Below are 25,826 nucleotides of genomic sequence, written 5' to 3'. Positions count from 1 at the left end.
AACATTCAGTAGAATACTTAATCCTACTGAACTCTTTTTATTTTATATGGTCTATAAATAATTTAGCATTTAAATGATCATTCTCATGTTGAATTGCTCTAGCTAAAAACCCTGATGCTATAAGTTCAAAATCTTCACCCTTTTCATTCATAGCTTTTATAGTTATACTTTTTGACCTAGCTACATCTCCAGTTCTTCCTGGTAAACTAAGACAACCTTCAAGGCCAATTTCTACACCTTCATTTTCTATTATTTCAGGATTTACAAAAACTTTATATCCAGCTCCATCTTGTATATCAACAATAAATATTCTTTTAAGAATACCAACTTGCACAGCTGCAAGACCTACTCCATTTAGTTCTACCATTGTATCTATCATATCTTGTATTAAAATAGAAGTTCTTGGAGTTATCTCCTTAACCTCTTTACTAATCTTTCTTAATATCGGATCTTCATCAACCCTTACAGTTCTTAATGCCATAACTTTACCTCCTACATCAAATTGTTTGGATTAATATCCATAACAACTCTAATTTTATTATATACACCTTGCGTCAACTTATAAACCTTATTTTTTATAAGTTCTGCATTATAATCATTTATATTACCTTTTATAAGTATCTGCCACCTATGAGTATCTTTAATTTTTGAAACAACTGATTGAGCTGCTTCATAAACTAAAACTCCACTTTCATTTTTCAACATAACGTTTAATTCTCTTTGCAATTTTCTTGAAAAATCTATAAGCATTGATTCAAATACACTTCCTAGATTTATTACCATAAGCTTTGAAAAAGGTGGATATTCCATAGCTTTTCTAATCATAAGTTCATTTTTAAAAAATGATTCATAATTAGCTGTTTTAGCATATTCAAGTGAATAATGTGTTGGGTTATAAGTTTGAACTATAACCTCACCTTTTTTATCTGCTCTACCTGCTCTTCCACTAACTTGTGTTATGATTTGAAAACTTTTTTCTCCTGCTCTATAATCTGGGAAGTTAACCCCAAGGTCTGCTGCAAGAACACCAACAAGAGTAACATTCTCAAAATCAAAACCTTTAGCTATCATCTGTGTTCCTATTAAAATATCTGCTTCCTGATTTTTAAACTTATTATAAAGAATTTCATGTGAATCTTTCTTTCTAGTTGTATCTACATCCATCCTTACAACTCTAGCATCTTTAAAGTATTTATTTACTGCCTGTTCTACTTTTTCAGTTCCAGTTCCAAAGTGCTTTAAATATTTACTACTACATTTCGGACAAGCATTATCTAGCTTCTTTGATTTACCACAATAATGACAAATCATCTTTCCACTACTATGGTATGTCATTGATATATCACAACTATCACAAGTATAAACAAATCCACACTTTCTACAAGATACAAAGCTTGAATACCCTCTTCTATTTAAGAAAAGTATTATCTGTTCTTTTTTTTCAAGTTTTTCTTTTATCTTATTATATAAAACTCTACTAAACATAGTTTTATTTCCCGCTGAAAGTTCTTCTCTCATATCAACAAGTTCTACTTTAGGAAGAGGTCTTCCACCAATTCTTTCTCTTAGTTCTATCAATTCATACTCTTTTTTTATTGTCTTATAATAACTATCAAGACTAGGCGTTGCTGTACCTAAAAGCACTTTACATCCTGTTAATCCCTTTAGAAAGTTAGCAACTTCTATTGTATTATATCTAGGACTCATTTCTGATTTATACGTACTTTCATGTTCTTCATCTATTATTATTATTCCAAGTTCTCTAAATGGTAAAAATATAGCAGACCTAGCTCCTATAGCAACCTTAACTTCACCATTTTTTATTCTATACCATTGATCATACCTTTCTCCATCTGAGAGTCTACTATGAAATATGGCTATATCACTTCCAAACCTTCCTTTAAACCGTTCAATCATTTGAGGTGTAAGTGAAATTTCTGGAACTAATATAAGTGATTCTTTATCTTCAAACAACATAGAACTTACAAGATTCATATAAACCTCTGTTTTACCACTACCTGTAACACCTTTTAGCAAACAAGTTTTATTACTTCTTAGCACTTTATAATATGCATTTTCTTGATCATCTGTAAGCTTTTTTGCTGGATAATTTTCAAATTCTTTTTTATTACTTCTATCAACTTTTTGAATGCTTACTTCTACAGCATCACTTTCAACAAGTTTCTTTATAATATGTGCGCCTATATTAAATTTTTTCATTAGCTCACTTTTAGTATATAATCCATTATTTTCTCTAATAATATCTAAAGCCTCTGTCTGCTTTATAGTTAAATCAAATCTATAATCTTTTATTACTACAACTTGTTTAGTTTTTTCTTTATTACCACTAAGTATTTTAGGTGGTATCATTATTCTAAGTGCATCTATGTATTTACAAAGATATTTTCTTCGTAAAAATTCAACTAACATTAAACTTTCTTTATTAAGTAATGGCTTATCATCACAAATTGATGATATATATTTATATTTTATATTATCATTTTTTTCTTCTTCATATAAAGATAAAATAAAGCCCTCAATTGTTCTATTTCCAAAACCAAATGGAACTCTCACTCTATGTCCTTGCTTTATTATATCAAAAAGTTCATCTTTAACTTTATAACTAAATGGCTTATCTATTGTTACTGCATCACTATTTACAATTATATCTGCATATAAATCCATATTAATTCACCTTTAATCTTTTATAAACAAAAAGGCGCAAATTAGCGCCTATTTATTATATCAAAAATATTTTTTGCTACATCTCTTTTACTCATCTGAGAAAGGTCTATCTTTTCATTTTCAGAAATTATAGTAACCTTATTTTCATCTGATCCAAAACCAGTTACAGTTGATGAAATATCATTTGCAACTATGTAGTCTAAATTTTTATTTTTTAATTTCTTTACTGCATTCTCAATTAAATCATTGCTCTCTGCTGCAAATCCAACTAAAATTTGTTTATTCTTTTTACTTCCAAGAGTTTTAAGTATATCTCTATCTCTTTCTAGAGCTAAAGACCAATCGCCCTCTTGTTTTTTAATTTTTTTCTTACTGTATTCTTTTGGTTTATAATCAGCAACTGCTGCAGCTTTGATAACTATATTTGCATCATCAAATCTTTTTATAACCTCATTATACATTTCTTCATTTGTATTTATTTTTACAAATTCAACATTACATGGTCTTTTAAGAGCATCTGTTCCAGAAATTAAGGTTACATTTGCACCTCTATCTCTTGCTTCTTTTGCTATTTCATAGCCCATTTTCCCTGTTGATTTATTTGTTATAAACCTAACTGGGTCTATCTCTGCTTTTGTTGGCCCTGCTGTTACAATAATATTTTGACCCTGTAAATCCTTATTTTCATATAATCTACTTAAAACATCTTCTACAATATCATCTGTATCAGCAAGTTTTCCTTTTCCTATATCACCACATGCAAGTCTTCCACTTGCTGGTTCTATAAACTTATAACCATACTGTGTAAGCTTTTTAATATTATCTTGAACTATTCTATTCTCATACATATTTGTATTCATAGCAGGTGCAAATACCACCTGTGCCTTAGTAGCCATAATAGTTGTTGATAACATGTCATCTGCTATTCCATTTGCAACTTTTCCAATTATATTAGCTGTTGCTGGAACTATAAGTACAAGGTCCGCTCTTTGAGCAAGAGAAATATGTTGTATTTCCCAAGCCTTAGGCTCTAAAAACATATCTGTAATAACCATATTTTGACTCATTGATTGAAATGATAATTGTGTAACAAACTCTGTTGCAGATTTAGTCATTATAACTCTAACTTCTACCTCTGCTTTTCTAAGCTTGCTTATAACATCTAATGCTTTATACGCTGCAATCCCACCTGTGACTCCAACTAAAACGCATTTTTTAATCATACTTTCTTAATTTCCCAATCATTTCATCTTCATATTCCATATTTTCAGCTGTTACAGATTGTTGTTCTACTTCTCTTATAGCTATGCTTAGAGGTTTATTTGATTCAACTTTTTGAAGTTGCTCTGCACCGTCTATTATTTGTCTTGCTCTTTTTGAGCTTATTATTACTAGTGAATATCTGTTATCCACCTTTTCTAAAAGTTCCACTACTGATGGACTAATCATAGAGTTCTTCATGTATTAAATCCTCCTTATTATCTAGAATTGTTTCTTTTAATCTATCTACCCTGCATTTTTCAGCAAGAAGAATACCTTCTATTTTTTCTACTGCACGTTCAACAGTATCATTAACTACAGCATAATTATATTTTGATACATAGTTAATCTCTTTATAAGCTGACTTAAATCTAGTCATTAAACTTTCAGGAGTTTCACTCCCTCTTTTTATAATCCTTTGCTTAAGTTCTTCCATTGATGGTGGTAATATAAATATAAACACACCTTCATTTGATTGCTCTTTAACTTTTAAAGCACCTTGTATATCTATTTCTAAAATTACATCTCTACCTGAGTCTAGTATTTTTTGAACATCAGACTTTGGTGTTCCATAATAATTTCCATAAACCTGTGCATGTTCTAAAAAATCTTCTTCTTCTATTCTGCTAACAAAAGTTTCCTTGCTTAAGAAATGATAGTTAACACCATCTACTTCTCCTTTTCTAGGACTTCTTGTTGTTGCAGAAACTGATAAAACAATTTCTTCATGCTTTTCAAGTAAGGCTTCACAAATAGTTCCTTTCCCAGCTCCTGATGGACCTGAAATCACTATAAGTACACCTTTATTATCTACCACTATTCATCAACCTCTTCAACTGAATCTTCTTTAGTTGATAATCTATGTGCAACTGTTTCAGGTTGTACTGCTGATAAAATAACATGATCTGAATCAGTAATGATAACAGCTCTTGTTCTTCTTCCATAAGTTGCATCTATAAGCATACCTCTATCTCTAGCTTCTTGTATGATTCTTTTTATAGGTGCTGATTCTGGACTTACTATTGCAACTAATCTATTAGCTGAAACTATATTTCCAAAACCTATGTTTATTAACTTTATACCCATATTCATCCTCCTTTTATTCAATATTTTGAACTTGCTCTCTAATCTTTTCTAATATGTTTTTTATATCTATAACTTTGTTAGTTATATTCAAATCAGTCGACTTTGAAGCAATTGTATTAGCTTCTCTGTTCATCTCTTGCATTATAAAATCAAGTTTTCTACCTATCGGCTCTGAAATTTCTAATGTTTCTCTTAAATGATTTATATGACTGTTAAGTCTTGTAATTTCTTCATCTACAGCAACTTTATCTGCAAACATTGCAATTTCCATAGCAATTCTACTCTCATCAATTTGAACACCACTAAGTAAATCTTTTATACGGTCTTCAAGCTTTGTTTTATAATTTACTACTAAAGTATCTGCATTTTCATCTATTACTTTAACAAGTCTTTCTATTTCATGTGTTTTTGAAACAATATCTTCTTTGAGCTTATTCCCTTCAAATCTTCTCATAGCTAAAAGGCCATCTAAGCTTTTATCTAGTAGTGATTCTATCTCACTCCAAACATTTTCTAGATTTTCTTCTTTTTCTTCTATTAAAATGATATCTGGGTGTTTAGAAATAAGTGATAAGCTAAGGTCATCCTTTATACTTGGAAACGCTTCTCTTAAACTAGTTAATGCATCTACATATGTTTTTGCAAAATCTAAATTTACTTTTGCAACTGCATCTGCTTTAGCATAATTTTTATAGTTTATAAATATATCAACCTTTCCTCTACTTAAAGTTTCCTTTACTTTTCTTCTCATTTTTTCTTCTAAAGAAAACATAGACTTTGGCATTCTAATATTTATATCTAAATATCTATGGTTAACACTCTTTACTTCTATTGAAAAAACTTTATCTCTTCCTTCATCTGAAGCAGCTCTTCCAAATCCTGTCATGCTTTTTATCATTAGCTAGCACCTCCTTTTTTATAACCTCTATTAATTCTACTTGATAACCCCACTAATATCAATGGTTTGTTCACATAAAATTAACAATTAATTTAATATAAATAAACCCACCACATTTTGTGGTGGGTACTTTTTAACCCAAAATAATTTTCTCAATAATTGGAAGTGCAAGTTTAAGTGTAAATACCACTGCCAAAACTTTCATAGCTACTGATATTTTTTTCTTTTCTTTACTGACCATATTATTTATTATATTTAATATTACATAAACCAATATTCCTATTGTTAATCCATCACCTATGCTATATGTTAATGGCATTAAAACAATTATTAAGAAACATGGTAATCCTTCTGTTATATCATTAAAATCTATTTTTGTTATATTTCCCATCATAAGATATCCAACATATATAAGAACCGGTGCTGTTGCACATCCTGGAATAGCTATAAATATTGGTGAGAAGAACATTGCTATAAGGAAGAACATCCCTATAAATATTGATGTAAGTCCTGTTCTACCACCTTGTTCTACTCCTGCTGCACTTTCAACATAAGTTGTTACAGTAGATGTTCCCATTAAAGCTCCTGCTGTTGTAGCTATTGCATCAGCCATAAGTGCCTTACCTGCATTAGGTACATTTCCATCTTTATCAAGCATATTTGCTCTTGATGAAACTCCAATCAAAGTACCAATTGTATCAAAGAAATCAACAAATAAGAAAGTAAATACTATTATAATAAAGTTTAATATTCCTTGTGCACTACTCATAAATGAAAAGTCTAACTTTCCAGCTATAGGTGCAATTGATTCAAACTTAAAAATTCCATTTGGTAAATATATTCCCATTGCCGCAGCGGCTTCTGTATTAATAAGAGCATATCCCCATGCAAGAAGTGTTGATACAACTATACCTATTAAAAGAGCTCCCTTAACTTTTTTCTTTTCTAAAACAGCAATTGTTATAAGCCCTATAATTGCAACTAGTACTGTAGGACTAAAGAAGTTCCCCATTTTCACAAGTGTTGCTTCATCCCCTTTAACAATTCCTGCACCTGAGAATCCTATAAATGCTATAAATATACCAATTCCACCTGTTACGGCATATTTTAAATTTAAAGGTATAGAATTAATAGCAGCTTCTCTAATTTTAAATAATGATAATAAAATAAATATTATACCTTCAACAAAAACTGCTGTTAATGCTACTTCCCAGCTAATTCCTTTACCTAAAACAACCGAATATGCAAAAAATGCATTAAGTCCCATTCCAGCTGCAAGTCCAAATGGTAGATTAGCATAAAAACCCATTATCATACACCCTAATGCCGCTGATAAACAAGTTGCTGTAACAAGTGCTCCCTGATCCATCCCTGCATCCCCAAGTATAGATGGATTTACTGCAATTATATATGCCATAGCAAGGAAACTAGTAAGCCCTGCTACAAACTCCTTTTTAACACTAACATTTTCTCCAAACCTATTTAAAAACTTATCCATATTGTCCCCCTAAATATTTAATAGTAATAATTATTCGTATTTATATAAATTTTATCCTCATTCAACTTTCTATAAATATAATTATACCTATCTAAATACCTAAAGTCTATATAAACACGAATGTTTTTACACTTTATTAACTATTTAATCTGTTAGTATCTTTTTTCAAAGCTAGTTTCTATCTCTTTTAATGTTTTCCCTGCACTAAGCATTAATATAAGTTTAATTCTTGCTTTTTGACTTGGCATTGACTCACCAAATATTACTCCCATATTTTTAAGTTGTTGTCCACCACCATCATATCCATATGAACCAAATACTCTACCCTCAAAGCATCTTGATGTTAATATTACAGGAATATTTTCATTTATTGCTCTTTGTATCCCCTCAACCATAGTAGGTGGAACATTCCCTCTTCCAAGTCCTTCTATAACTATCCCTTTATACCCTGTATCAATTGCAAAATTAATAAAATCACTATCAGCACTAGCACAACACTTTATTATCGCAACCTTTTCGTTTATTTCATCTACATCTATAAATTCGTTATCTTTAACCTTTCTATAAAATAAAACACTATTATTATCAACTATACCTATTGGACCAAAATTAGGTGTTCTAAATGCATTAAGTGCCATAGAATTAGCTTTTGTAACCTCCTTTGCACTATTTAATTCTCCATTAAAACAAATAAGTACTCCTCTACCCCAAGCTTCTTCTGATACAGCAGTACATATAGATGCAGCTAAATTAGCAGGCCCATCATACCCAAGTTCTGAACTACTTCTCATAGCTCCTGTAAAAATAACTGGCTTTTTAGTATTTAACATTAAATCTACTAAAAATGATGTTTCTTCTAATGTATCTGTTCCATGTGTTACAACAACACCATCTATATCATCTCTATTTGTAAGCTCCTCAACTTTTTTTCCAAGTTCAAGCATAAATTCTACTGTCATATGAGGGCTTGGTAATGAAGAGAAATTATGTGATTCTATTTTTGCAAATCGCTCTATCCCTGTAACTTTTGCCATAATCTCTTCCCCTGTTAAATTAGGTACTGCTGCTTGTATATTTTCATCAACCGTCATAGAAATTGTTCCACCATTAAAAATTATCGCTATCTTCTTCATATCTTACCTCCGAATATTTAAACTATAAAATTAATTATTTTATGTATATTCAGATTATACTTTATATTTCGACTTTTTTCTATTCTTCTAATATCAAAATAAAAGACTACACCTAATACGATGTAATCTTCTATCACTCATTATTTTATAACTTTAATTTTAAAACTTAAATCATCTGATTTACTTTTATTCTTCTTTTTTTCATCAAATGTTGACTTTATAGCCCCAACAATCTTCAAAATAATAACACTTAATAGTGAAAAATATATTACTCCACCTTCAAAAGCACCAAATCCAAGTGCCGATCCAAGTATTTCACACTCTCTAACTATCGTATCAATTATTAGCATACTTATCACATCCTAAATATATTAAAATAGCGTTGAATTTACATCCAACGCTATTTCTTTTTAATTTTATTTTAGTATATAAAGCAGATTAAGTTTCCATCACCTTCATTTATAATTTTTTGAAGTGCTTTTCTCATTTTTGCTTGTGTTGCTTCTGGAACTTGTTGTAATTTATTTTGAAGTCCATCTCTAACAAGTGTTTCTAATGATTTTCCAAAAACATTACTCTGCCATAATTTTTCTGGATCATTTTCAAACTCTTCAAGAAGTGTCTTAAATAAATCCTGTGTTTCTTTTTCTTTACCCATTATAGGTGTAATTTCTGTTTCAACATTAGCCTTAAACATATGGATACTTGGTGCACTAGCTTTAAGTTTTATTGCATAACCTGAACCTTGCTTATCCATATCTGGCTTTTCAAATTTTATTTCTGAAAGTTGTGGAGTAACTAAACCATATCCATTCTCTTTAACATCATTTATAGCTTCACATACTTTATCATATTCAACCTTTGATACATGAAGATTTTCAACTAATGCTATAAGATCACTTTCATCTTTTAATTCATTTTCACAAATTTCACTTATTATTTTATAGAATATTCCTTTTTGTGGATTCATAGTAAGTCTTGCCTCACCATTTCCAAGGTTCATTTCACAAATCTCAGCAACTCCAAGGAATTCTTCATCACTATATCTTCCAAGACATTCACTTATATCTCTTACCTTAAAGATATTCTTACACATATCTTTAACAACATTCATAAAATTGCTTTTAAGCCAGTGACCTGGGTCTAATTTTTCGATCCACTCCGGCATATCAATATTTATTTCTTTTACATTAAATTCTTTTAACACTTTTGTAAATATAGTATTTACATTATCAGCATCCATCTTTGCTATATTCATTATCTGTACTGGAACATTATATTCTTCTTCCATTTGTACTTTTAACACTTTAGTTTCTTCTGCATTTGGTTTTATAGAATTAAGTACAATTATAAATGGCTTATTTATAAGTTTTAACTCATTTATAACTCTTTCCTCTGCATCAATGTAATCTTCTCTTGCGATTCCTGTGATACTTCCATCTGTTGTAACCATTATTCCTATTGTAGAATGATCTGTTATTACTTTTCTTGTCCCAAGCTCTGCTGCATCCTCAAATGGAATTTCATCATCATACCATGATGTTGTTACCATTTTTGACTCTCCATCTTCTAAGTACCCTAGAGCTTCTTTGACTATGTACCCAACACAGTCCACCATTCTTACATTAAATTTTATACCGTCCTCTAAATTTATTTCTACTGCACCTTCGCTTGGTATAAATTTAGGTTCTGTTGTGTGGATAGTTTTTCCTGAGCCACTTTGTGGTAACTCATCTTTTAATCTTTCTTTTTTATACGCATTCTCTACATTTGGTAATACCATAAGATCCATAAATCTTTTTATAAATGTTGATTTACCAGTTCTAACAGGTCCTACAACACCTACATATATATCACCTTGAGTTCTTTCAGCTATATCTTTATATATGTTAAATCCTTCCAACTATATATCCTCCTATATTAAAGTATTATCAATATATATATATTATAAAATCCCCAAAAGTATACTATTTTTTATAAAAAAAATAAGACTACTAAAAAAAGTAGTCTTATACTAAATATTATTCGCTTTTTTTATCTCTTTCCATTAGGTGATTAACAGCATCTTTTGCTGGAACTCCACCAAATAAAATTTCATATAAAAGCTCTGTTATAGGCATAGATACATCAACAGTTTTTTGAAGTTCATGGAAAGCTCTACAGGCTTTAACACCCTCTACAACCATTCCAACTTCTTCAACTGCTTCATCTAAAGTTTTACCTTGACCTATTAATATACCAGCTCTTCTATTTCTTGAATGCATACTAGTACAGGTTACTATTAAATCTCCCATACCAGTTAACCCATAAAAAGTCTCAGCTTTACCACCAAGTGCCATTCCTACTTTAGTTATCTCATACATCCCCCTAGTCATAAGTGCTGCCTTAGAATTGTCTCCATATCCTATTCCATCACTTATACCAGCTGCAAGAGCTATAATATTTTTAACAGCTCCACCTATTTCAACACCAATGACATCATCATTAGTATATATTCTAAAGTTTTTATCCATGAACAGATCCTGTACTTTTTCTGCACTCACCATATCTCTAGAGCTTGCAACTAAAGTTGTAGGAATTGACTGTGCAACTTCCTCTGCATGACTAGGACCTGATAAAACTACCACATTGTGCCCAGAAAGTTCATCTTCAATTATCTCTGATAATCTTTTATTTGTTCCTTCTTCTATACCTTTTGCTATATTTATTATTATAGCATCTTGCTCTATCTTGCCCTTAAGGCTTCTAGCTACTAATCTTATTACATGAGATGGAACTGCAAGAACTATAAATTTACTATCCTTTAAAGCTTCATCTATATTATTATAGGCTGTAACTTTTTCAGGTATTTTTAAATCTTTTATATATTTCTCATTTGTTCTTTTGTTATTTATTTCATTAACAACATCTATATCTCTATCCCATAAAGATACTGTAATATTCTTATTACCAAGTAATATTGCAAGTGATGTTCCAAAGCTTCCTGCTCCTATAAAGGTAGTTTTATTCATAAATATCTACTCCTTTTTATTTCTGTATTCTATCTTGATACCTGTACCAGCAAAACCAAAAGCATCTCTTATTTGATTTTCTAAGTATCTAGCATATGAGAAGTGTAATGCACTATAATCATTTATAAAGAATACAAATGTAGGTGCTTTTATAGCAACTTGAGTTGCATAGTAGATTTTTAATCTTTTGATTCCAACAACTGGTGGTTCTTTTATAAGTACCGCTCTATTGATAACTTCATTAAGTATTCCTGTTCCAACTCTCTTTGTGTAGTTAGAATAACAAGTTTGTGCAAGAGTTAAAACCTTATGAACTCTTTGCCCTGTTAATGCTGATATAAATAAGAATGGTGCGTATGCTAAGAACTTAAGGTTAGTTTTTAAATCTAACTCATAATTCTTCATTGTTTTCTCATCTTTTTCTATAAGATCCCACTTATTAACTATTACAAAAATAGCTTTATGCATTTCGTGAGCATATCCTATTATTCTCTCATCTTGCTCTGTTACACCTTCTTGTGCATCTATCATAAGTACACAAACATCAGCTCTTTCAATAGCAGCATAAGTTCTAACAACTGAATATCTCTCAATTTCTTCTTTAATTTTACTTCTTCTTCTAAGTCCGGCAGTATCAATTATATTGAACTTCCCATTTTCTGTCTCTATGTAACTATCGATAGAATCTCTAGTTGTACCTGGAATATTACTTACAATTACTCTTTCCTCACCAAGAAGTTTATTAACTAGTGATGATTTTCCAACGTTAGGCTTTCCTATAAGCGCTATATTAACAACCTCTTCATCAAATGCATCCTCTTCAACTTGTGCAAAGTGTGAAACAACATCATCAAGCATATCTCCAAGACCTTTACCTTGAGCTGCTGAAATAGTTATAGGCTCACCTATTCCTAAGCTATAAAACTCATACATATTATCTTCATCTTTTAAGTTATCTATTTTATTTACTGCAAGAACTACTGGTTTCTTACTTTTTCTAAGCATCCCAGCAACTTCATTATCAGCTGGAGTTACTCCTTCTTTACCGTCAACAATGAATAATATAACATCAGCCATTTCCATTGCAAGCTGTGCCTGTCTTCTCATTTGTTTAACAATATAGTCATTATTATGAGGTTCTATACCTCCTGTATCAATCATTGTGAATGGTTTTGCTATCCATTCTGCTTCTGCATAAACTCTATCTCTTGTTACTCCTGGAGTATCTTCAACGATAGATATTCTTTTACCTGCTATTTTATTAAATACAGTAGATTTCCCTACATTCGGTCTTCCTACAATCGCAACTATTGGTTTTCCCATTACTTACGCCTCCTTATGGTATTTTATTACCTTTTAATCTCTTGTTATAACTTAAACAGTTATGTGAATTTATGTAAATTTAAATCTATTAAAAAACATAATCATATTTTGTTATCATTATGTTATATTACATTAATTCTATATTCTAGTCAACTAAATACCGTACTATTGAGGTATTTTAGATTAATTTTAAAATTATTTACTATTAATACTTAAATAAAAAAAGCTAGGCTTTTACACCTAACTTTCACAATCTTTAAATTATATATTTTTTGGTAATGAAATTTTAAATTTAGTTCCCTTTGAAATTTCACTTTCTACATTTATATAACCATTAAAACTATTCACTATATGTTTAACTATAGCAAGCCCAAGTCCAGTCCCACCTTTTTCTCTAGACCTTGCTTTATCAACCCTATAAAACCTTTCAAATATTCTATCTAAATGTTCCTTACTAATTCCCACACCATCATCTTCAACATCAATATATACCATATCTAAATCCTCATATATTTTTAATTTAACACTTGAATTTTCTCCCGAATATTTTATAGCATTATCAACAAGATTTAATACCATTTGTTTAAATTTATCTTTATCACCATAAAACAGCTCTTTAATTTCACCATCTACATTTAATTTTACATTACGACTTCTAGCATTTTTTATAGTAAGTAATTTTACACTGCTAGTTATTTCATTTATATCAAAGAACTCTTTTGTTATGTTCTCTTGCTTTTCTATGTCATAAAGAGCTAGAATATCCTGAATAAGTCTTGTAAGCCTATCTGATTCTTCCTCTATAATCCCAAGGAATCTATTTCTAGTTTCAGTATCATCAACATATTTAAGTGTTTCAGCAAAGCCCTTAATTGATGTTACTGGTGTTTTAAGTTCATGAGATACATTAGCTACAAACTCACTTCTCATATTCTCAAGAGTTTTATAATCTGTTATATCTTCTATAACTATAACTATCCCCATTTCATCATCCCCCTCTAAAAGTTCTGATGTCCTAATTCTAATGTGCTTACCACCATACATATCAAGTTTAATATCTACATTATCTTCCTTATTTAAAATTCTTTCAATAAAATTCTTATCAGCTACAATATCTTCAATTTTCATGCCTTTAATTTGATCTTCTGATATAACTATGCTAAATAATTTCCTTACATAAGGATTTACCATTATTACTTTATGATATTTATCAATTGCTATAACTCCACTCCCCATACTTTTTAAAATCGCTGTAAGTCTACTTTGGTTACTAATAAGCTCTTTTAATGTAAGTTCTAAAGTATCTGCCATATGGTTAAATGAATCACCAAGACTTCCAAGTTCATCCTTAGTTTTTATCTCAACCCTTTTATGAAAATCACCATAGGCTATCCTTGAAGTTATAAACTGCAAATCATTTATAGGTTTGGTTATGCTATTAGTTATACGAATAGCTATAATACTACCAAGTATCAGTGATATAGCAAGTGCTGTTAAATAATATTTCATATCAGTATTTTTAAGTAAAACACTACTATTTATAACTTCTGAAGTTCGTATAACAGAGCCATCACTAAGTTTTGTTGCATAATATATTGTTTCTTCATTTAATGTTTTACTAAACCTTACAGATGCACCACTCCCATATTTTTGAGCTTGGATAAATTCTTCTCTGCTTTTGTGATTATCCATAGTTGTATTATCTTTATATGAATCATATAAAACACCACCATCTTTACTCATATAAGTTATTCTTAATGCAATATTTTTGGGTATTACTGATAACTTCTTAAGCTCTTTTAAATCACTGCCTCTATCGCTTGAATTATTTTCTAAAAAATATGTTATTACTTCATTATATTCTTTTAACATTTTTTTTGAATGATCAATATACTTATAATTTGAAATTACAATATAAAAACTTGTCATTATAACAAGTGAAAATACTATCACAATTATCGTAGAAGTTAATATTTTTTTCTTCATATTTACACCCCCTGTAAATCTAAAATATCTTTACATATAAATGTTTTTAACTATCTATAAATGCAAATGAAAATAATCTTCCTGCCTCTTCTTTTTTCTTTCTATAAGAGTAAAATTCTATATCTTCACTACAATTTGTACAAATATCTAAATCAATTATCTTATCCACATTTACTATATCAGCTAATTGAACCCTAATTACTTTCTTTAAATCAAGCATTCTTCCTTTTGAAATACTCTCCCCATATTTTTCATTAAACCTCTGAACTAATTCCTCACTTACCTCATAACAACAAATTCCAACTGCTGGTCCAATCACTACATTTATATTTTCACATTTGTATTTCTCTTTTAATATATTTACTGCCTGTCTACTTATATCTAAAATAGTTCCCTTCCACCCACTATGAACTGTAGCTATAACCTCTTTATCAGGATCATAAATTATAACTGGAACACAATCAGCTGTAAACACACCAGAAATTTCATTTGCCTTTGATATTATAAGACCATCAGCTTCTTTATCTATACTTTCATTAAAATCTAAGTTTATTATGTTATCCCCATGAACCTGATTTGTATAGTTTACTTTTTTCACATCAAATATTTCTTGTAACATTTCAAAATTCTTAATTGTATTTATATCCTTAAGTTTATATGACACATTATTTTTTGCTGTTGAAAATAATATATTTATATTCTTATCCTTTATTTTCAAAAATTCCATACTTTGTATTATTATCTTTTCCACTTTACCCTACCACCCTTTTTAAAATTAAATTAAATTAAATTAAAGTAGAAGCATCCAAATTATATGAATGCTTCTACTCTATTCTTTCATTAAACTCTTTATCTCTTCCATAAATGTGTTTATATCCTTAAATTGTCTATATACAGAGGCAAATCTAACATAAGATACTTCATCAATATCTTTAAGTTTTTCCATTATTAATTCCCCTATATAATCAGAACTTATTTCAGTAAGCATTTTATTACTAACAGTTTTTTCAATACTCTCTGAAACTTCTTCTATTTGCTTTCTTGAAACAGGTCTTTTTTGGCACGCTTTAATAAGTCCTGCTAGTATTTTATCCTTATCAAAAGCCTCTCTTGTTGCATCTTTTTTGACAACAAGAATTGGTATATCTTCAACCTTTTCATATGTAGTGTATCGCTTCGTACACTTTAAACATTCTCTTCGTCTTCTTATAGATGCATAATCATCTGCAGACCTCGAATCTACAACTTTACTTTCTTCATGAAGACAATATGGACACTTCATTATCAATCCACACCTTTCTACTTACTATAGATGTACACTAATTATACAATTTTTTTAATATAATTTCTATATTTCTCTAAATATTTTTTCTCTTATATTAACTAATATACATTCTATACCAACCTTCACTACATCATCCCAATCAATTTCTATAACTTCTTGCTTTCCAAACCAAGATGTTTTTTCCATTGGAAGGATTACTGATAAAACTTTATAATTATCACAATCAACTTTAACATCTATAATATAACCAAGTTTTCTTCCTTCATTTATATCTATAACCTCTAAATTTTTTAAATCTTTTAGTGAAAATAAACGTTCCTCTTCCATATTTATCTCCAAAGCCCTCTCCCCCTTAAATTAAAAAAAATTACACATATTTCTTCATATGTTTTAAGGCAATTTTTTCAAGTCTAGAAACCTGTGCTTGTGATATTCCTATTTCATCAGCTACTTCCATCTGTGTTCTTCCTGCAAAAAACCTTAAATTAATTATAAGTTTTTCCCGTTCATTAAGTCTTTTCATAGCCTCTTTTATAGATATATTTTCAAGCCAAATTTTATCTTGATTCTTAACATCACTAATTTGGTCAACAACATATATTGCATCTCCACCATCATGATATATTGGCTCAAATAATGATACTGGATCCTGTATTGCATCAAGTGCAAATACCACATCAGCTCTTGGAATTTCTAACTCTTTTGCTATTTCAGATACTGTTGGTTCTTTATTATTATCATTGATAAGTCTATCTCTAACAATTAGTGCTTTATAAGCTATATCTCTTAACGATCTACTAACTCTTATAGAATTATTATCTCTTAAATATCTTCTTATCTCCCCTATTATCATAGGAACAGCATAAGTAGAAAATTTTACATTATGAGATAAATCAAAATTATCAATTGATTTCATAAGTCCTATACAACCTACTTGAAATAAATCATCAACATTTTCTCCTCTATTGTTAAATCTTTTTATAACACTTAATACCAATCGTAAATTTCCTTGTATAAACGTTTCTCTTGAATGTAAATCTCCTTTTTTTATTTTTAAAAGGAGTTCTTTCATCTCTTTTTCTTTAAGTATCGGTAATTTTGCTGTGTTTACACCACAAATCTCTACCTTATTCATCATCATAGTTAAAAATCAACCCCTCTGAAGTAATTACCTAGTGCATTTAAATTATCCCCAAAAGAGTTTATTTTTATACCATTTTACTAATTTCTTTTTTTAATCTCTTTATTATTTTCTTCTCAAGTCTTGAAATATAAGACTGTGAAATCCCTAGCATATCTGCAACTTCTTTTTGTGTTTTTTCCTTAACACCATAAAGACCAAACCTAAGTTTTATTATCTCTTGTTCCCTTTTAGTCAAATGTTCCATAGCTACAACTAAAAGTTGTCTATCAACTTCATTCTCAATAAGATTATAAACTATATCATTTTCTGTCCCAAGTATATCAGATAGTAAAAGTTCATTTCCATCCCAATCTATATTTAAAGGTTCATAAAATGATATTTCTGCTTTAACCTTATTGTTTTTTCTAAGATACATAAGAATTTCATTTTCAATACATCTTGATGCATAAGTTGCAAGTTTTATGTTTTTTTCTGGATTAAATGTATTAACAGCTTTTATAAGTCCTATAGTCCCAACTGATATTAAATCTTCAACACCAACACCAGTATTCTCAAACTTTCTAGCAATATATACTACAAGCCTTAAATTCCGCTCTATTAATGTTGTTCTAATGCTCTCATCACCCTCTGTTAATTTAATCATTAATTTTTCTTCTTCTGCCTTTGTAAGTGGAGCTGGTAATACATCACTTCCTCCGACATAATAAACTCTTTTAAAAAATATTTTAAATTTGCTAAAAACTTTGTTTAATAATAGTTGTAATCTTTTCATTTCCCCTCCTACAGTACTGCCCTTGATAATAAGGCATTAAACTCTCCATCTGCACTAAGTTTTGTATCACACAAAGCAATTATTGCATCTATTTTTTTTTCTTCATCTTTAATATTTGATTTCATTATGATATCAGTAACCTTTACACCTTTTATCACATTACTACTTCCATTCACTAATTTATAAGGAATTCTAAAGCTATCTTCTTCATTTAAAATAGTAAAATCACAAATTCTTCTCTCTATAATTATGACTGGTAATAACGTTACTGGTTCTACAAGTTCATTTCCTGTATCTAAAAATCCATTAGCATAAAATTTATTCCCATTTAATATAAATTCTATATCCCAAATAAAATTATTTACAATACCCTTATTTTTTATATATAAGTATAATCTATAAGAAGTTAAGTAAAGTAACATTGCTGAAAAAAGCAATACTTTACTTGAATAATTATTTATAGTAAATACTCCTGTTATATTATATGGATTTTCTGCCATTGCAAATAAAAAACAAAATCCTGAAAAACCTATTGATACTAAAAAAAATACTAAAACGCCTTTCATAATTGTAAAAATTTCTTTTTTCGGCAAGGAAATTTTTAGCATTATGATTACAACAAAAATTTTAAATATAATATTAGTAAATATAGCTAGTCCATCAAAAAAAAGCGTTAATGTATATAAGCTTCCAACCCCACTTGCTAAAACTAGCATTCTATACCTAAACTTATATCTTAATAATTGTATAGTAACTACAATCAAAAAAAAATTTATCAAAAAATTTTCTATCAGTAATACATCTAAGTATACAATCATAGCATCAACTCCTTGTTTTTATTATAAGACTTAAACAGTTAAAATTTTGTCATAATAAATCTTTTATAAGTGTTTTTTTTTCTTCTTTTTTTCCCTCCTTATCTTCTTTTCCCTCTTTTTTCTTCTTTTTTCTAAAAATATCAACAAAAAAAAGAGCACTCTTATTCGAGTGCTCTTTACTATTTAAAATCTTCTATTATTTTTTCTTAAGAATGATGGGATACTTAAATCTTCATCCTCATTACTTTCTTCTTTAGCTACTGCAACTTCTGGCTGTAACTCTTCAGTTTGCTTAGCTATAATTACTGTTTTTTCAATTTTCTTGGCCGCAGCAAGTTTATTTGTTTCTTTATCAAACCCTGTTGCTATAACAGTAATTCTTATATTTTCTTTAAGTGATTCATCTATTGCAGTACCAAATATTATATTTGCATCTGGATCTGCTGATTCCTGAACTATTTCAGAAGCTTCATTTATTTCAAATAGACTTAAATCTGGTCCACCTGTAATATTTATAAGAACTCCTGTTGCACCTGTTATAGATGTTTCTAATAATGGTGAAGAAATAGCCTCTTCAGCTGCATCCTTCGCTCTAGTATCTCCTGTACCTTTACCTATACCCATATGAGCAAGACCTTTATCAACCATTACTGATCTAACATCAGCAAAATCAAGGTTGATTAATCCAGGATTTGTTATAAGGTCTGATATACCTTGTACACCTTGTCTTAAAACATCATCTGCTTTTTTGAAAGAATCAAGTAAAGTTGTTTTCTTATCAACCATACTTAAAAGTCTCTCATTTGGAATTGTAACTAAAGTATCAACTTTAGCCTTTAAATTCTCAATTCCCATTTCAGCATGTTTCATTCTTCTTCTACCTTCAAATGGGAATGGTTTTGTTACTATTCCAACAGTTAATACTCCCATTGATTTAGCTACTTCAGCAACTACTGGTGCAGCACCTGTTCCAGTACCACCACCCATACCAGCAGTAATAAATACCATATCAGCGCCTTTTATAGACTCTGTTATCTCTTCTAAACTTTCTTCAGCAGCTTTTTTCCCTATCTCTGGATCAGCTCCGGCACCTAAGCCTTTTGTAAGCTTATCTCCAATTTGAATCTTATGTGTTGCATGTGAAAGCATTAACGCTTGTTTATCAGTATTAATAGCTATAAATTCTACGTCTTTAAGACCTTCCATTATCATTCTATTAACAGCGTTACTTCCACCACCTCCACAACCAATTACTTTTATATTAGTAAAATCTTGCATATCTACATCAAAATCTAACAAAATAACTCCTCCTTTAAAAAATATCCCCTAAAAATCTCAATACTTTAGATAATCCTTTTTTCTTTACTTCTTTAACATCTTCATTTGAAATTTTATCCTCTTCAACAATTATATCTTTCACTTCTTCTGGAATATATATAATTATATCTTTACCTATTAATTTTAACCTATCATATACCTCTTTAACAATAGCAATCGACGTAATTATTGAAGAATTTTCGACTTTAATATCATTTTTTGTAAAAACTTTGGTTTTTTTCTGTAAAACTTCCTCAATTAAAACTTCTATGTTCTCAAACAAACATATGCTATCACCAAAAACAGTTACTTTAGTCATACCATCATAAATGTTTTTTTCCTCTGCATATTTCCTTATATAGCTAAGAATCTCTTCAATTCTGGCATTTATAACATCATAAAACAATACAGAATCAATATTAACATCATTATGCGTTATCTTAGAAAACTCTCTTCTTAATGTATCATACTTTGGCGCATACTCTGTTTTTATTGTATCTAAAACTTCTTCATCAAACTTAGTTATAAATGACAAATCTTTTATTATGTTAACTCCACCAAGTTCTATACTCTTCATGTCATTAATTCTATTATTTTCATAATATATAAAATCTGTTTTTTCATCACCAAAGTCTATAAAAAGTTCTGGACCACTATTTATATTATCGGCACTAAACAAATCTTTTAAAGCGTTTAGCCCTAAAATAAATCCATTTATTTTACAACCTATACTATTAAATATATCCTGTATATCATTTAAATACTCTTTTTCAGTAGCAATAATATCTAAATCTATCTCAATTGACAATGCATTTTTTTCTATAGGACTATCTAATACCATTTGACCATCTAAATAAATATTTCTTATTATACTATCAAATATGTACTCACCACTATCTTTAGTGATACTTTGTCCATCCATGTAAGCACTTAAAACTTCTTTCTTACTCACAACACTCTGTGCATTGTCTAATAGGAAAACTCCTTTATTACACTTAACATTTGTATGTTCTGTCCCAATAGATAAATATACTGAATCTATTCTTTCCGAATTTCTATGTGATAATTCTTCTAAAACATCCAATATTGATTCAGTAAGTAGCTTTTTATCTACTACCTTACATTTACTTATTCCATTAGAAACTTTTGTTATAGTATCAACTATTTCAAACTCTCCATTTATCTCTGTTCCAATAGCACCTGAAATATTTTTACTTTCTATACTTAAGGCAACTAACTTCTCGTTCATTTTGTTACCTCCTAATTAATATTAAGCCAAGTTTAAACTTGGCATAATTTTAATATAATATCATTCTACTTAACATATCTCTGTCAACTGAAAAACTTGTAGCTGTATCAGATGTAATAAGTCTTTTCTTATAAAGTTCTGCTAACGCCATATCCATAGTTTTCATACCATACTTACTTCCAGTTTGAACTGATGAATCTATCTGATGTGTCTTACCTTCTCTAACAAGGTTTTGTATTGCAGGTGTTGAAATCATTACTTCAAGCGCCGCTGTTCTACTACCTTCAATTGTAGGAACTAGTTGTTGTGATATAATCCCTTGAAGTACAGTTGATAATTGTACTTTTATCTGTTGTTGTTGATGAGGTGGGAATACATCTATAATTCTATCAATAGTTTTAGAAGCACCTATTGTATGAAGAGTAGAAAATACTAAGTGACCAGTTTCAGCAGCTGTTATAGCTATTGATATAGTTTCAAGATCTCTCATCTCTCCAACAAGTATAACATCTGGATCTTCTCTTAATACTGACTTTAATGCTCTTTCATAACTTATAGTATCTTTACCTACTTCTCTTTGATTTACTATGCATTTATTATGTTTATGAAGATATTCTATAGGATCCTCAAGTGTTATTATATGAGCATCTCTAGTACTATTAATCTCATTTATCATAGCTGCTAAAGTTGTACTCTTACCACTACCTGTTGGTCCTGTTACAAGAACTAATCCTCTTTTTTTAGTTGTTAAATCTTTTAAAATGCTTGGATGATTAAGTTCATCAAGTGTTGGTATCTTTAAAGTTATAACCCTTATAGCAAGTGCTGTACTACTTCTTTGCTTAAAAACATTAACCCTGAATCTTCCCATTCCTTGTGCTGAGTATGATGTATCATATTCTCCCTCTTTCTCATAAGCATCATATCTTTCTTCTAATATTTGTCTTGCAAAATTTTCTGTATCTGTTGGTTTTAAAACCTCTTGACCAATTTTTCTTAAACTACCATTTATTCTAATAGCCGGCTGCATTCCAACTGTTAAATGCAAATCTGAAGCTTTCTCTTCTACCGTTAATTTTAATAACTCATTTAAATCAAACATTATAAACCTCCAAAATTTTAATATTCCCTTAATCTTAAAATAAGAACTGCCTATTTTCTAAACAAGCAATTCTTAAAACCCATTCTTAACCATAGTTTAAATAAACTTATTCTACAATAAATTATAAACCAAAACTAAATTAATTGCTAGGATTTTAGGGTATTAAAATTTGAAATCTATTTTTGTAAATTAAACTCTTTTAATAATTTTTTCAATGCTTTTTTTTCTATTCTCGATACATAAGAGCGTGATATTCCAAGTATTAAAGCAATTTCTCTTTGTGTCTTAACATCTCCATCTAGAAGTCCATATCTCATTTCTAATATTTCTTTCTCCCTATCTGTTAAAACAAGCTTCATTTTACTATATAAAGCTTTTACTTGTAATCTATTTTCAACCGCTTCAAGTACAGAATCTCCCTCACTGCTCAAAACATCAATAAGACAAATCTCATTACCCTCTTTATCTACTCCTATTGGATCTTGCAAATATACCTCACCTTTAGTTTTCTTAGTATTCCTAAAGAGCATTAATATTTCATTTTCTATACATCGAGCTGCATATGTAGCAAGCCTTGTACCTTTCCCTAAATTAAATGACTCTATTGCTTTAATCAAACCTACCGTACCTATTGATATAAGATCATCTATATCTTTATTAGGATATGAATATTTTTTAACTATATGCGCTACAAGTCTTAAGTTTCTTTCAATCAAAACACTTTTAGCTTCTACATTCCCTCCTTGAAACTCCATTAAATAAAACTCCTCCTCCTTTTCATTTAATGGTTTGGGAAATGTTGTATTTCCTGTAACATACCCTGTAAAAAATATATTGCTACTAATCACACTAACTATATGTTGCAACATAAACAATTTTAATTCCTCCTAATATCGCTTATTACAGTATATGATTATTAACGTTAAAAATTTCTTACTTTTAAATTTATTTTTTTAGAAGTTCTAAAACTATATCTTTAAATATTGGTGCTGCTGTATTTCCACCACCAAGGTCAACACCGTTTTCTTCTTTTTCATTTATATTTGGAAGAAAAACAACCATATTATAAAACTCTCCATCAAGCTCAAAATATCCAAGAAACCATCCATGTGATTCTTTACCTGACTGTGTTGTTCCAGTTTTTCCACCAATTTCAACACCTTCTATTTTTGCTCTAATCCCTGAACCTGAATCAACACAATCTCTTAATAGCACTCTTATTGCCTCAGCTGTTTCTTTACTAATCAACTCTTCTTTTTGTGTATCAAATTCTTTAACAACATCACCATTTGTATTTTCAAACTCTTTTAATATATATGGTTTTATATACTCACCATCATTCATTATAGTTGATAAACTTCCTACAACCTGCATAGGTGTAGATAAAATACTTTGACCTATTCCAACTTCTCCCCCTGCAAGTTCTAAATTCCCACCATCCCCTTTGCCTTCCATACCTGTATTTGTATCTAAATTTAAAACTTTATCAAAATAACCCTGATTTATTGCAAAATTTTGTAATTTCTCCAAACCAACTTCAGCCCCAAGTTTCGCAAAAATATCATTACATGATACTTCCATAGCTTTTTGAATATTTATTTTACCATGTATAAGTTCTTCTCTACATATCATCCCATTACATTCTTTTATATCTGACAATTTCACATTATTATATTCCATAGCAGCTGCCAGTGTTGTTACTTTAAAAACAGATCCCGGTTCATATCCAGCCCCTCCCCCTGCACCTGTTACAATATTAGGTTCAATGTCATCTTTTTGTCCAAGTGCTAAAACTTCCCCAGTTTTTGATTTAACTATAGCTACACCTATATTATCAAACTTACTATACTCCTCTTTATTCAAAACACTTCTAACAATTTCTTGATATTCTTTATCTAATGTTAATACCATATTTTTATTTTTCTCATTAATCTCATATTCTTTTTGTTTATATATACCATCTAAATCTTTTTCAAAGACAATATTAGTATTCTTATTATCCTTCGTAGCCTCCACAATCTGCCCCTCTAATGAATCTTTGTCTTTTTTATAATTATCTGTTTTTTTAAAAACATGTCTTCCACGGTCCTTCATAAGCATACTCTCTATGCTCCAATTATTTAAATTATCAATTTCATCATATTCATATGCATATATCCCTTTAACATCTGATAATAAACTTATTTTTTCAAAAGCTTTCTTAGATATATCATATGTTACTCGTTCTTCATTCATAATAGAGTTGGCTTCAAAACTTGGAATTTCCTCTTTAATTATATAATTAAAATTTATAAAGTTATCTAAATTTTGATTCATTGCATTAGCTGAAAAAGTTTTTCCATCAATTATAACCTTATATTTTCTTTTGTAAGTATTTAAATCTTTACCATTCCTATCTAACAACAAATAATTATAATTTCCAACATGCTCTTTTTCTATGCTATTATCCCACTCTGTATTAACAACCATAGGATTATATTTTTTTTGCACATAAAATGTTCTACACCCTAGTATCATAAACATTATAACCGCACCTAGTTTTATCCAAATTATTTTTTTCTTATATTTATATTTTTTACTAAACAAAAAAACACCCCTTTTGACTAGATACTAGCCTTTAAAGGAGTGTTTTATACATTATTTATCTATTTCTTGCTTAATCTTTGCAACCATTATATCAATTGCTACTTTATTTCTTCCACCTTCTGGAATTATAATATCAGCATATTTCTTTGTTGGTTCTGTAAATTGATTATGCATAGGCTTAACAACATTTAAGTACTGACTTATAACAGACTCCATTGTTCTACCTCTTTCATTCATATCTCTAACCATTCTTCTGATAATTCTAACATCAGCATCAGTATCAACATAGATTTTAATATCTAATAATTCTCTTATTCTTGGATCTTCTAAAACTAGAATTCCTTCAACAATTATTATTTCTTTTGAATCTACATTAATTCTTTCTACACTTCTATTATGAGTAGTAAAGTCATAAACTGGTTTATCTATGCTTTTCCCCTCTAATAAATCACCTAAATGTTCAACTAAAAGATTTATATCAAATGCATTTGGATGATCATAATTAGTTTTACATCTATCTTCTGGTGTTAAATGACTTTGATCTTTATAGTACGAATCTTGCTCCATCATTGCTATGCACTCTTCACTGAATTTTGCATATATTTCTTTTGCAATAGTACTTTTCCCTGATCCTGTTCCACCTGTTATCCCTATTAGTATCGGTTTAGTCATT

The 25,826-nt window shown here is 29.4% G+C and carries 26 protein-coding genes; all 26 read right to left on the bottom strand.

From position 1 onward, the window contains the following. Positions 1–37: 37 nt before the first annotated feature. Positions 38–481 (bottom strand): peptide deformylase, encoded by a 444-nt coding sequence (gene def / locus Q0V15_RS00775; RefSeq protein WP_297435085.1) that lies wholly within the window; start codon positions 479–481, stop codon positions 38–40. 11 nt (positions 482–492) lie between these two features. Beyond that, entirely contained in the window at positions 493–2,685 is a 2,193-nt protein-coding gene (priA, locus tag Q0V15_RS00770) for a primosomal protein N' (protein ID WP_297435084.1), read from the bottom strand. A gap of 41 nt (positions 2,686–2,726) precedes the next feature. Next, entirely contained in the window at positions 2,727–3,908 is a 1,182-nt protein-coding gene (coaBC, locus tag Q0V15_RS00765; protein WP_297435083.1) for a bifunctional phosphopantothenoylcysteine decarboxylase/phosphopantothenate--cysteine ligase CoaBC, read from the bottom strand. Continuing rightward, positions 3,901–4,146, bottom strand: coding sequence for a DNA-directed RNA polymerase subunit omega (gene rpoZ, locus Q0V15_RS00760; RefSeq protein ID WP_297435082.1), 246 nt, complete (start codon positions 4,144–4,146; stop codon positions 3,901–3,903). Before rpoZ ends, coaBC begins: the two co-directional genes overlap by 8 nt. After that, the gene (gene gmk, locus Q0V15_RS00755; RefSeq protein ID WP_297435081.1) at positions 4,127–4,762 is read right to left on the bottom strand and encodes a guanylate kinase; all 636 of its coding nucleotides are present in this window, start codon (positions 4,760–4,762) and stop codon (positions 4,127–4,129) included. Before gmk ends, rpoZ begins: the two co-directional genes overlap by 20 nt. Further along, on the bottom strand, positions 4,762–5,031 hold the full coding sequence (gene remA, locus Q0V15_RS00750) for an extracellular matrix/biofilm regulator RemA (RefSeq protein WP_297435080.1): 270 nt from the start codon (positions 5,029–5,031) through the stop codon (positions 4,762–4,764). Before remA ends, gmk begins: the two co-directional genes overlap by 1 nt. 13 nt (positions 5,032–5,044) lie before the next feature. Further along, positions 5,045–5,929 carry a YicC/YloC family endoribonuclease gene (locus tag Q0V15_RS00745; RefSeq protein ID WP_297435079.1) on the bottom strand — a complete coding sequence of 295 codons (885 nt, stop codon included), beginning with the start codon at positions 5,927–5,929 and terminating at the stop codon, positions 5,045–5,047. A 133-nt stretch (positions 5,930–6,062) separates the two neighbouring features. After that, complete coding sequence (locus tag Q0V15_RS00740; protein WP_297435078.1) at positions 6,063–7,427, bottom strand: NCS2 family permease; 1,365 nt, start codon at positions 7,425–7,427, stop codon at positions 6,063–6,065. 152 nt (positions 7,428–7,579) lie between these two features. Next, entirely contained in the window at positions 7,580–8,560 is a 981-nt protein-coding gene (locus Q0V15_RS00735; RefSeq protein ID WP_297435077.1) for an asparaginase, read from the bottom strand. Between the two features lie 140 nt (positions 8,561–8,700). After that, positions 8,701–8,910, bottom strand: a complete 210-nt coding sequence (locus Q0V15_RS00730) for a hypothetical protein (RefSeq protein ID WP_297435076.1) — start codon at positions 8,908–8,910, stop codon at positions 8,701–8,703. A gap of 71 nt (positions 8,911–8,981) precedes the next feature. After that, positions 8,982–10,463 (bottom strand): stage IV sporulation protein A, encoded by a 1,482-nt coding sequence (spoIVA, locus tag Q0V15_RS00725; RefSeq protein WP_297435075.1) that lies wholly within the window; start codon positions 10,461–10,463, stop codon positions 8,982–8,984. Between the two features lie 118 nt (positions 10,464–10,581). Further along, positions 10,582–11,571, bottom strand: a complete 990-nt coding sequence (locus Q0V15_RS00720) for an NAD(P)H-dependent glycerol-3-phosphate dehydrogenase (protein ID WP_297435074.1) — start codon at positions 11,569–11,571, stop codon at positions 10,582–10,584. A gap of 6 nt (positions 11,572–11,577) precedes the next feature. After that, positions 11,578–12,894, bottom strand: coding sequence for a ribosome biogenesis GTPase Der (der, locus tag Q0V15_RS00715; protein ID WP_297435073.1), 1,317 nt, complete (start codon positions 12,892–12,894; stop codon positions 11,578–11,580). A gap of 261 nt (positions 12,895–13,155) precedes the next feature. After that, positions 13,156–14,880, bottom strand: a complete 1,725-nt coding sequence (locus Q0V15_RS00710) for a HAMP domain-containing sensor histidine kinase (protein WP_297435072.1) — start codon at positions 14,878–14,880, stop codon at positions 13,156–13,158. A 46-nt stretch (positions 14,881–14,926) separates the two neighbouring features. Further along, complete coding sequence (gene pgeF, locus Q0V15_RS00705; RefSeq protein WP_297435071.1) at positions 14,927–15,631, bottom strand: peptidoglycan editing factor PgeF; 705 nt, start codon at positions 15,629–15,631, stop codon at positions 14,927–14,929. Positions 15,632–15,709: 78 nt separating this feature from the next. After that, on the bottom strand, positions 15,710–16,162 hold the full coding sequence (gene nrdR / locus Q0V15_RS00700; protein ID WP_297435070.1) for a transcriptional regulator NrdR: 453 nt from the start codon (positions 16,160–16,162) through the stop codon (positions 15,710–15,712). Positions 16,163–16,228: 66 nt separating this feature from the next. Then, positions 16,229–16,492 carry a YlmC/YmxH family sporulation protein gene (locus tag Q0V15_RS00695; protein WP_297435125.1) on the bottom strand — a complete coding sequence of 88 codons (264 nt, stop codon included), beginning with the start codon at positions 16,490–16,492 and terminating at the stop codon, positions 16,229–16,231. Positions 16,493–16,532: 40 nt separating this feature from the next. After that, positions 16,533–17,306, bottom strand: coding sequence for an RNA polymerase sporulation sigma factor SigG (gene sigG, locus Q0V15_RS00690; protein WP_297435069.1), 774 nt, complete (start codon positions 17,304–17,306; stop codon positions 16,533–16,535). A 67-nt stretch (positions 17,307–17,373) separates the two neighbouring features. After that, the gene (sigE, locus tag Q0V15_RS00685) at positions 17,374–18,081 is read right to left on the bottom strand and encodes an RNA polymerase sporulation sigma factor SigE (protein WP_297435068.1); all 708 of its coding nucleotides are present in this window, start codon (positions 18,079–18,081) and stop codon (positions 17,374–17,376) included. 8 nt (positions 18,082–18,089) lie between these two features. Beyond that, on the bottom strand, positions 18,090–18,899 hold the full coding sequence (locus Q0V15_RS00680; protein ID WP_297435067.1) for a sigma-E processing peptidase SpoIIGA: 810 nt from the start codon (positions 18,897–18,899) through the stop codon (positions 18,090–18,092). 183 nt (positions 18,900–19,082) lie between these two features. After that, the gene (gene ftsZ / locus Q0V15_RS00675) at positions 19,083–20,198 is read right to left on the bottom strand and encodes a cell division protein FtsZ (RefSeq protein WP_297435066.1); all 1,116 of its coding nucleotides are present in this window, start codon (positions 20,196–20,198) and stop codon (positions 19,083–19,085) included. Positions 20,199–20,211: 13 nt separating this feature from the next. Beyond that, positions 20,212–21,465, bottom strand: coding sequence for a cell division FtsA domain-containing protein (locus Q0V15_RS00670; RefSeq protein WP_297435065.1), 1,254 nt, complete (start codon positions 21,463–21,465; stop codon positions 20,212–20,214). Positions 21,466–21,514: 49 nt separating this feature from the next. Then, positions 21,515–22,567 (bottom strand): type IV pilus twitching motility protein PilT, encoded by a 1,053-nt coding sequence (locus tag Q0V15_RS00665; RefSeq protein WP_297435064.1) that lies wholly within the window; start codon positions 22,565–22,567, stop codon positions 21,515–21,517. A 176-nt stretch (positions 22,568–22,743) separates the two neighbouring features. Further along, a complete protein-coding gene (sigK, locus tag Q0V15_RS00660) occupies positions 22,744–23,442 on the bottom strand; it encodes an RNA polymerase sporulation sigma factor SigK (RefSeq protein WP_297435063.1) in 699 nt (232 codons plus the stop codon). 70 nt (positions 23,443–23,512) lie between these two features. Continuing rightward, on the bottom strand, positions 23,513–25,153 hold the full coding sequence (locus Q0V15_RS00655; protein ID WP_297435062.1) for a penicillin-binding transpeptidase domain-containing protein: 1,641 nt from the start codon (positions 25,151–25,153) through the stop codon (positions 23,513–23,515). 51 nt (positions 25,154–25,204) lie between these two features. After that, a complete protein-coding gene (gene udk, locus Q0V15_RS00650; RefSeq protein ID WP_297435061.1) occupies positions 25,205–25,825 on the bottom strand; it encodes a uridine kinase in 621 nt (206 codons plus the stop codon). Between the last annotated feature and the right edge of the window lies 1 nt (position 25,826).

The organism is uncultured Clostridium sp., assembly GCF_947036855.1.
Lineage (GTDB): Bacteria > Bacillota > Clostridia > Clostridiales > Clostridiaceae > Sarcina.
The sequence above is the reverse complement of the archived record's forward strand: the minus strand, read 5'-3'. Positions and strand labels throughout refer to the sequence as shown.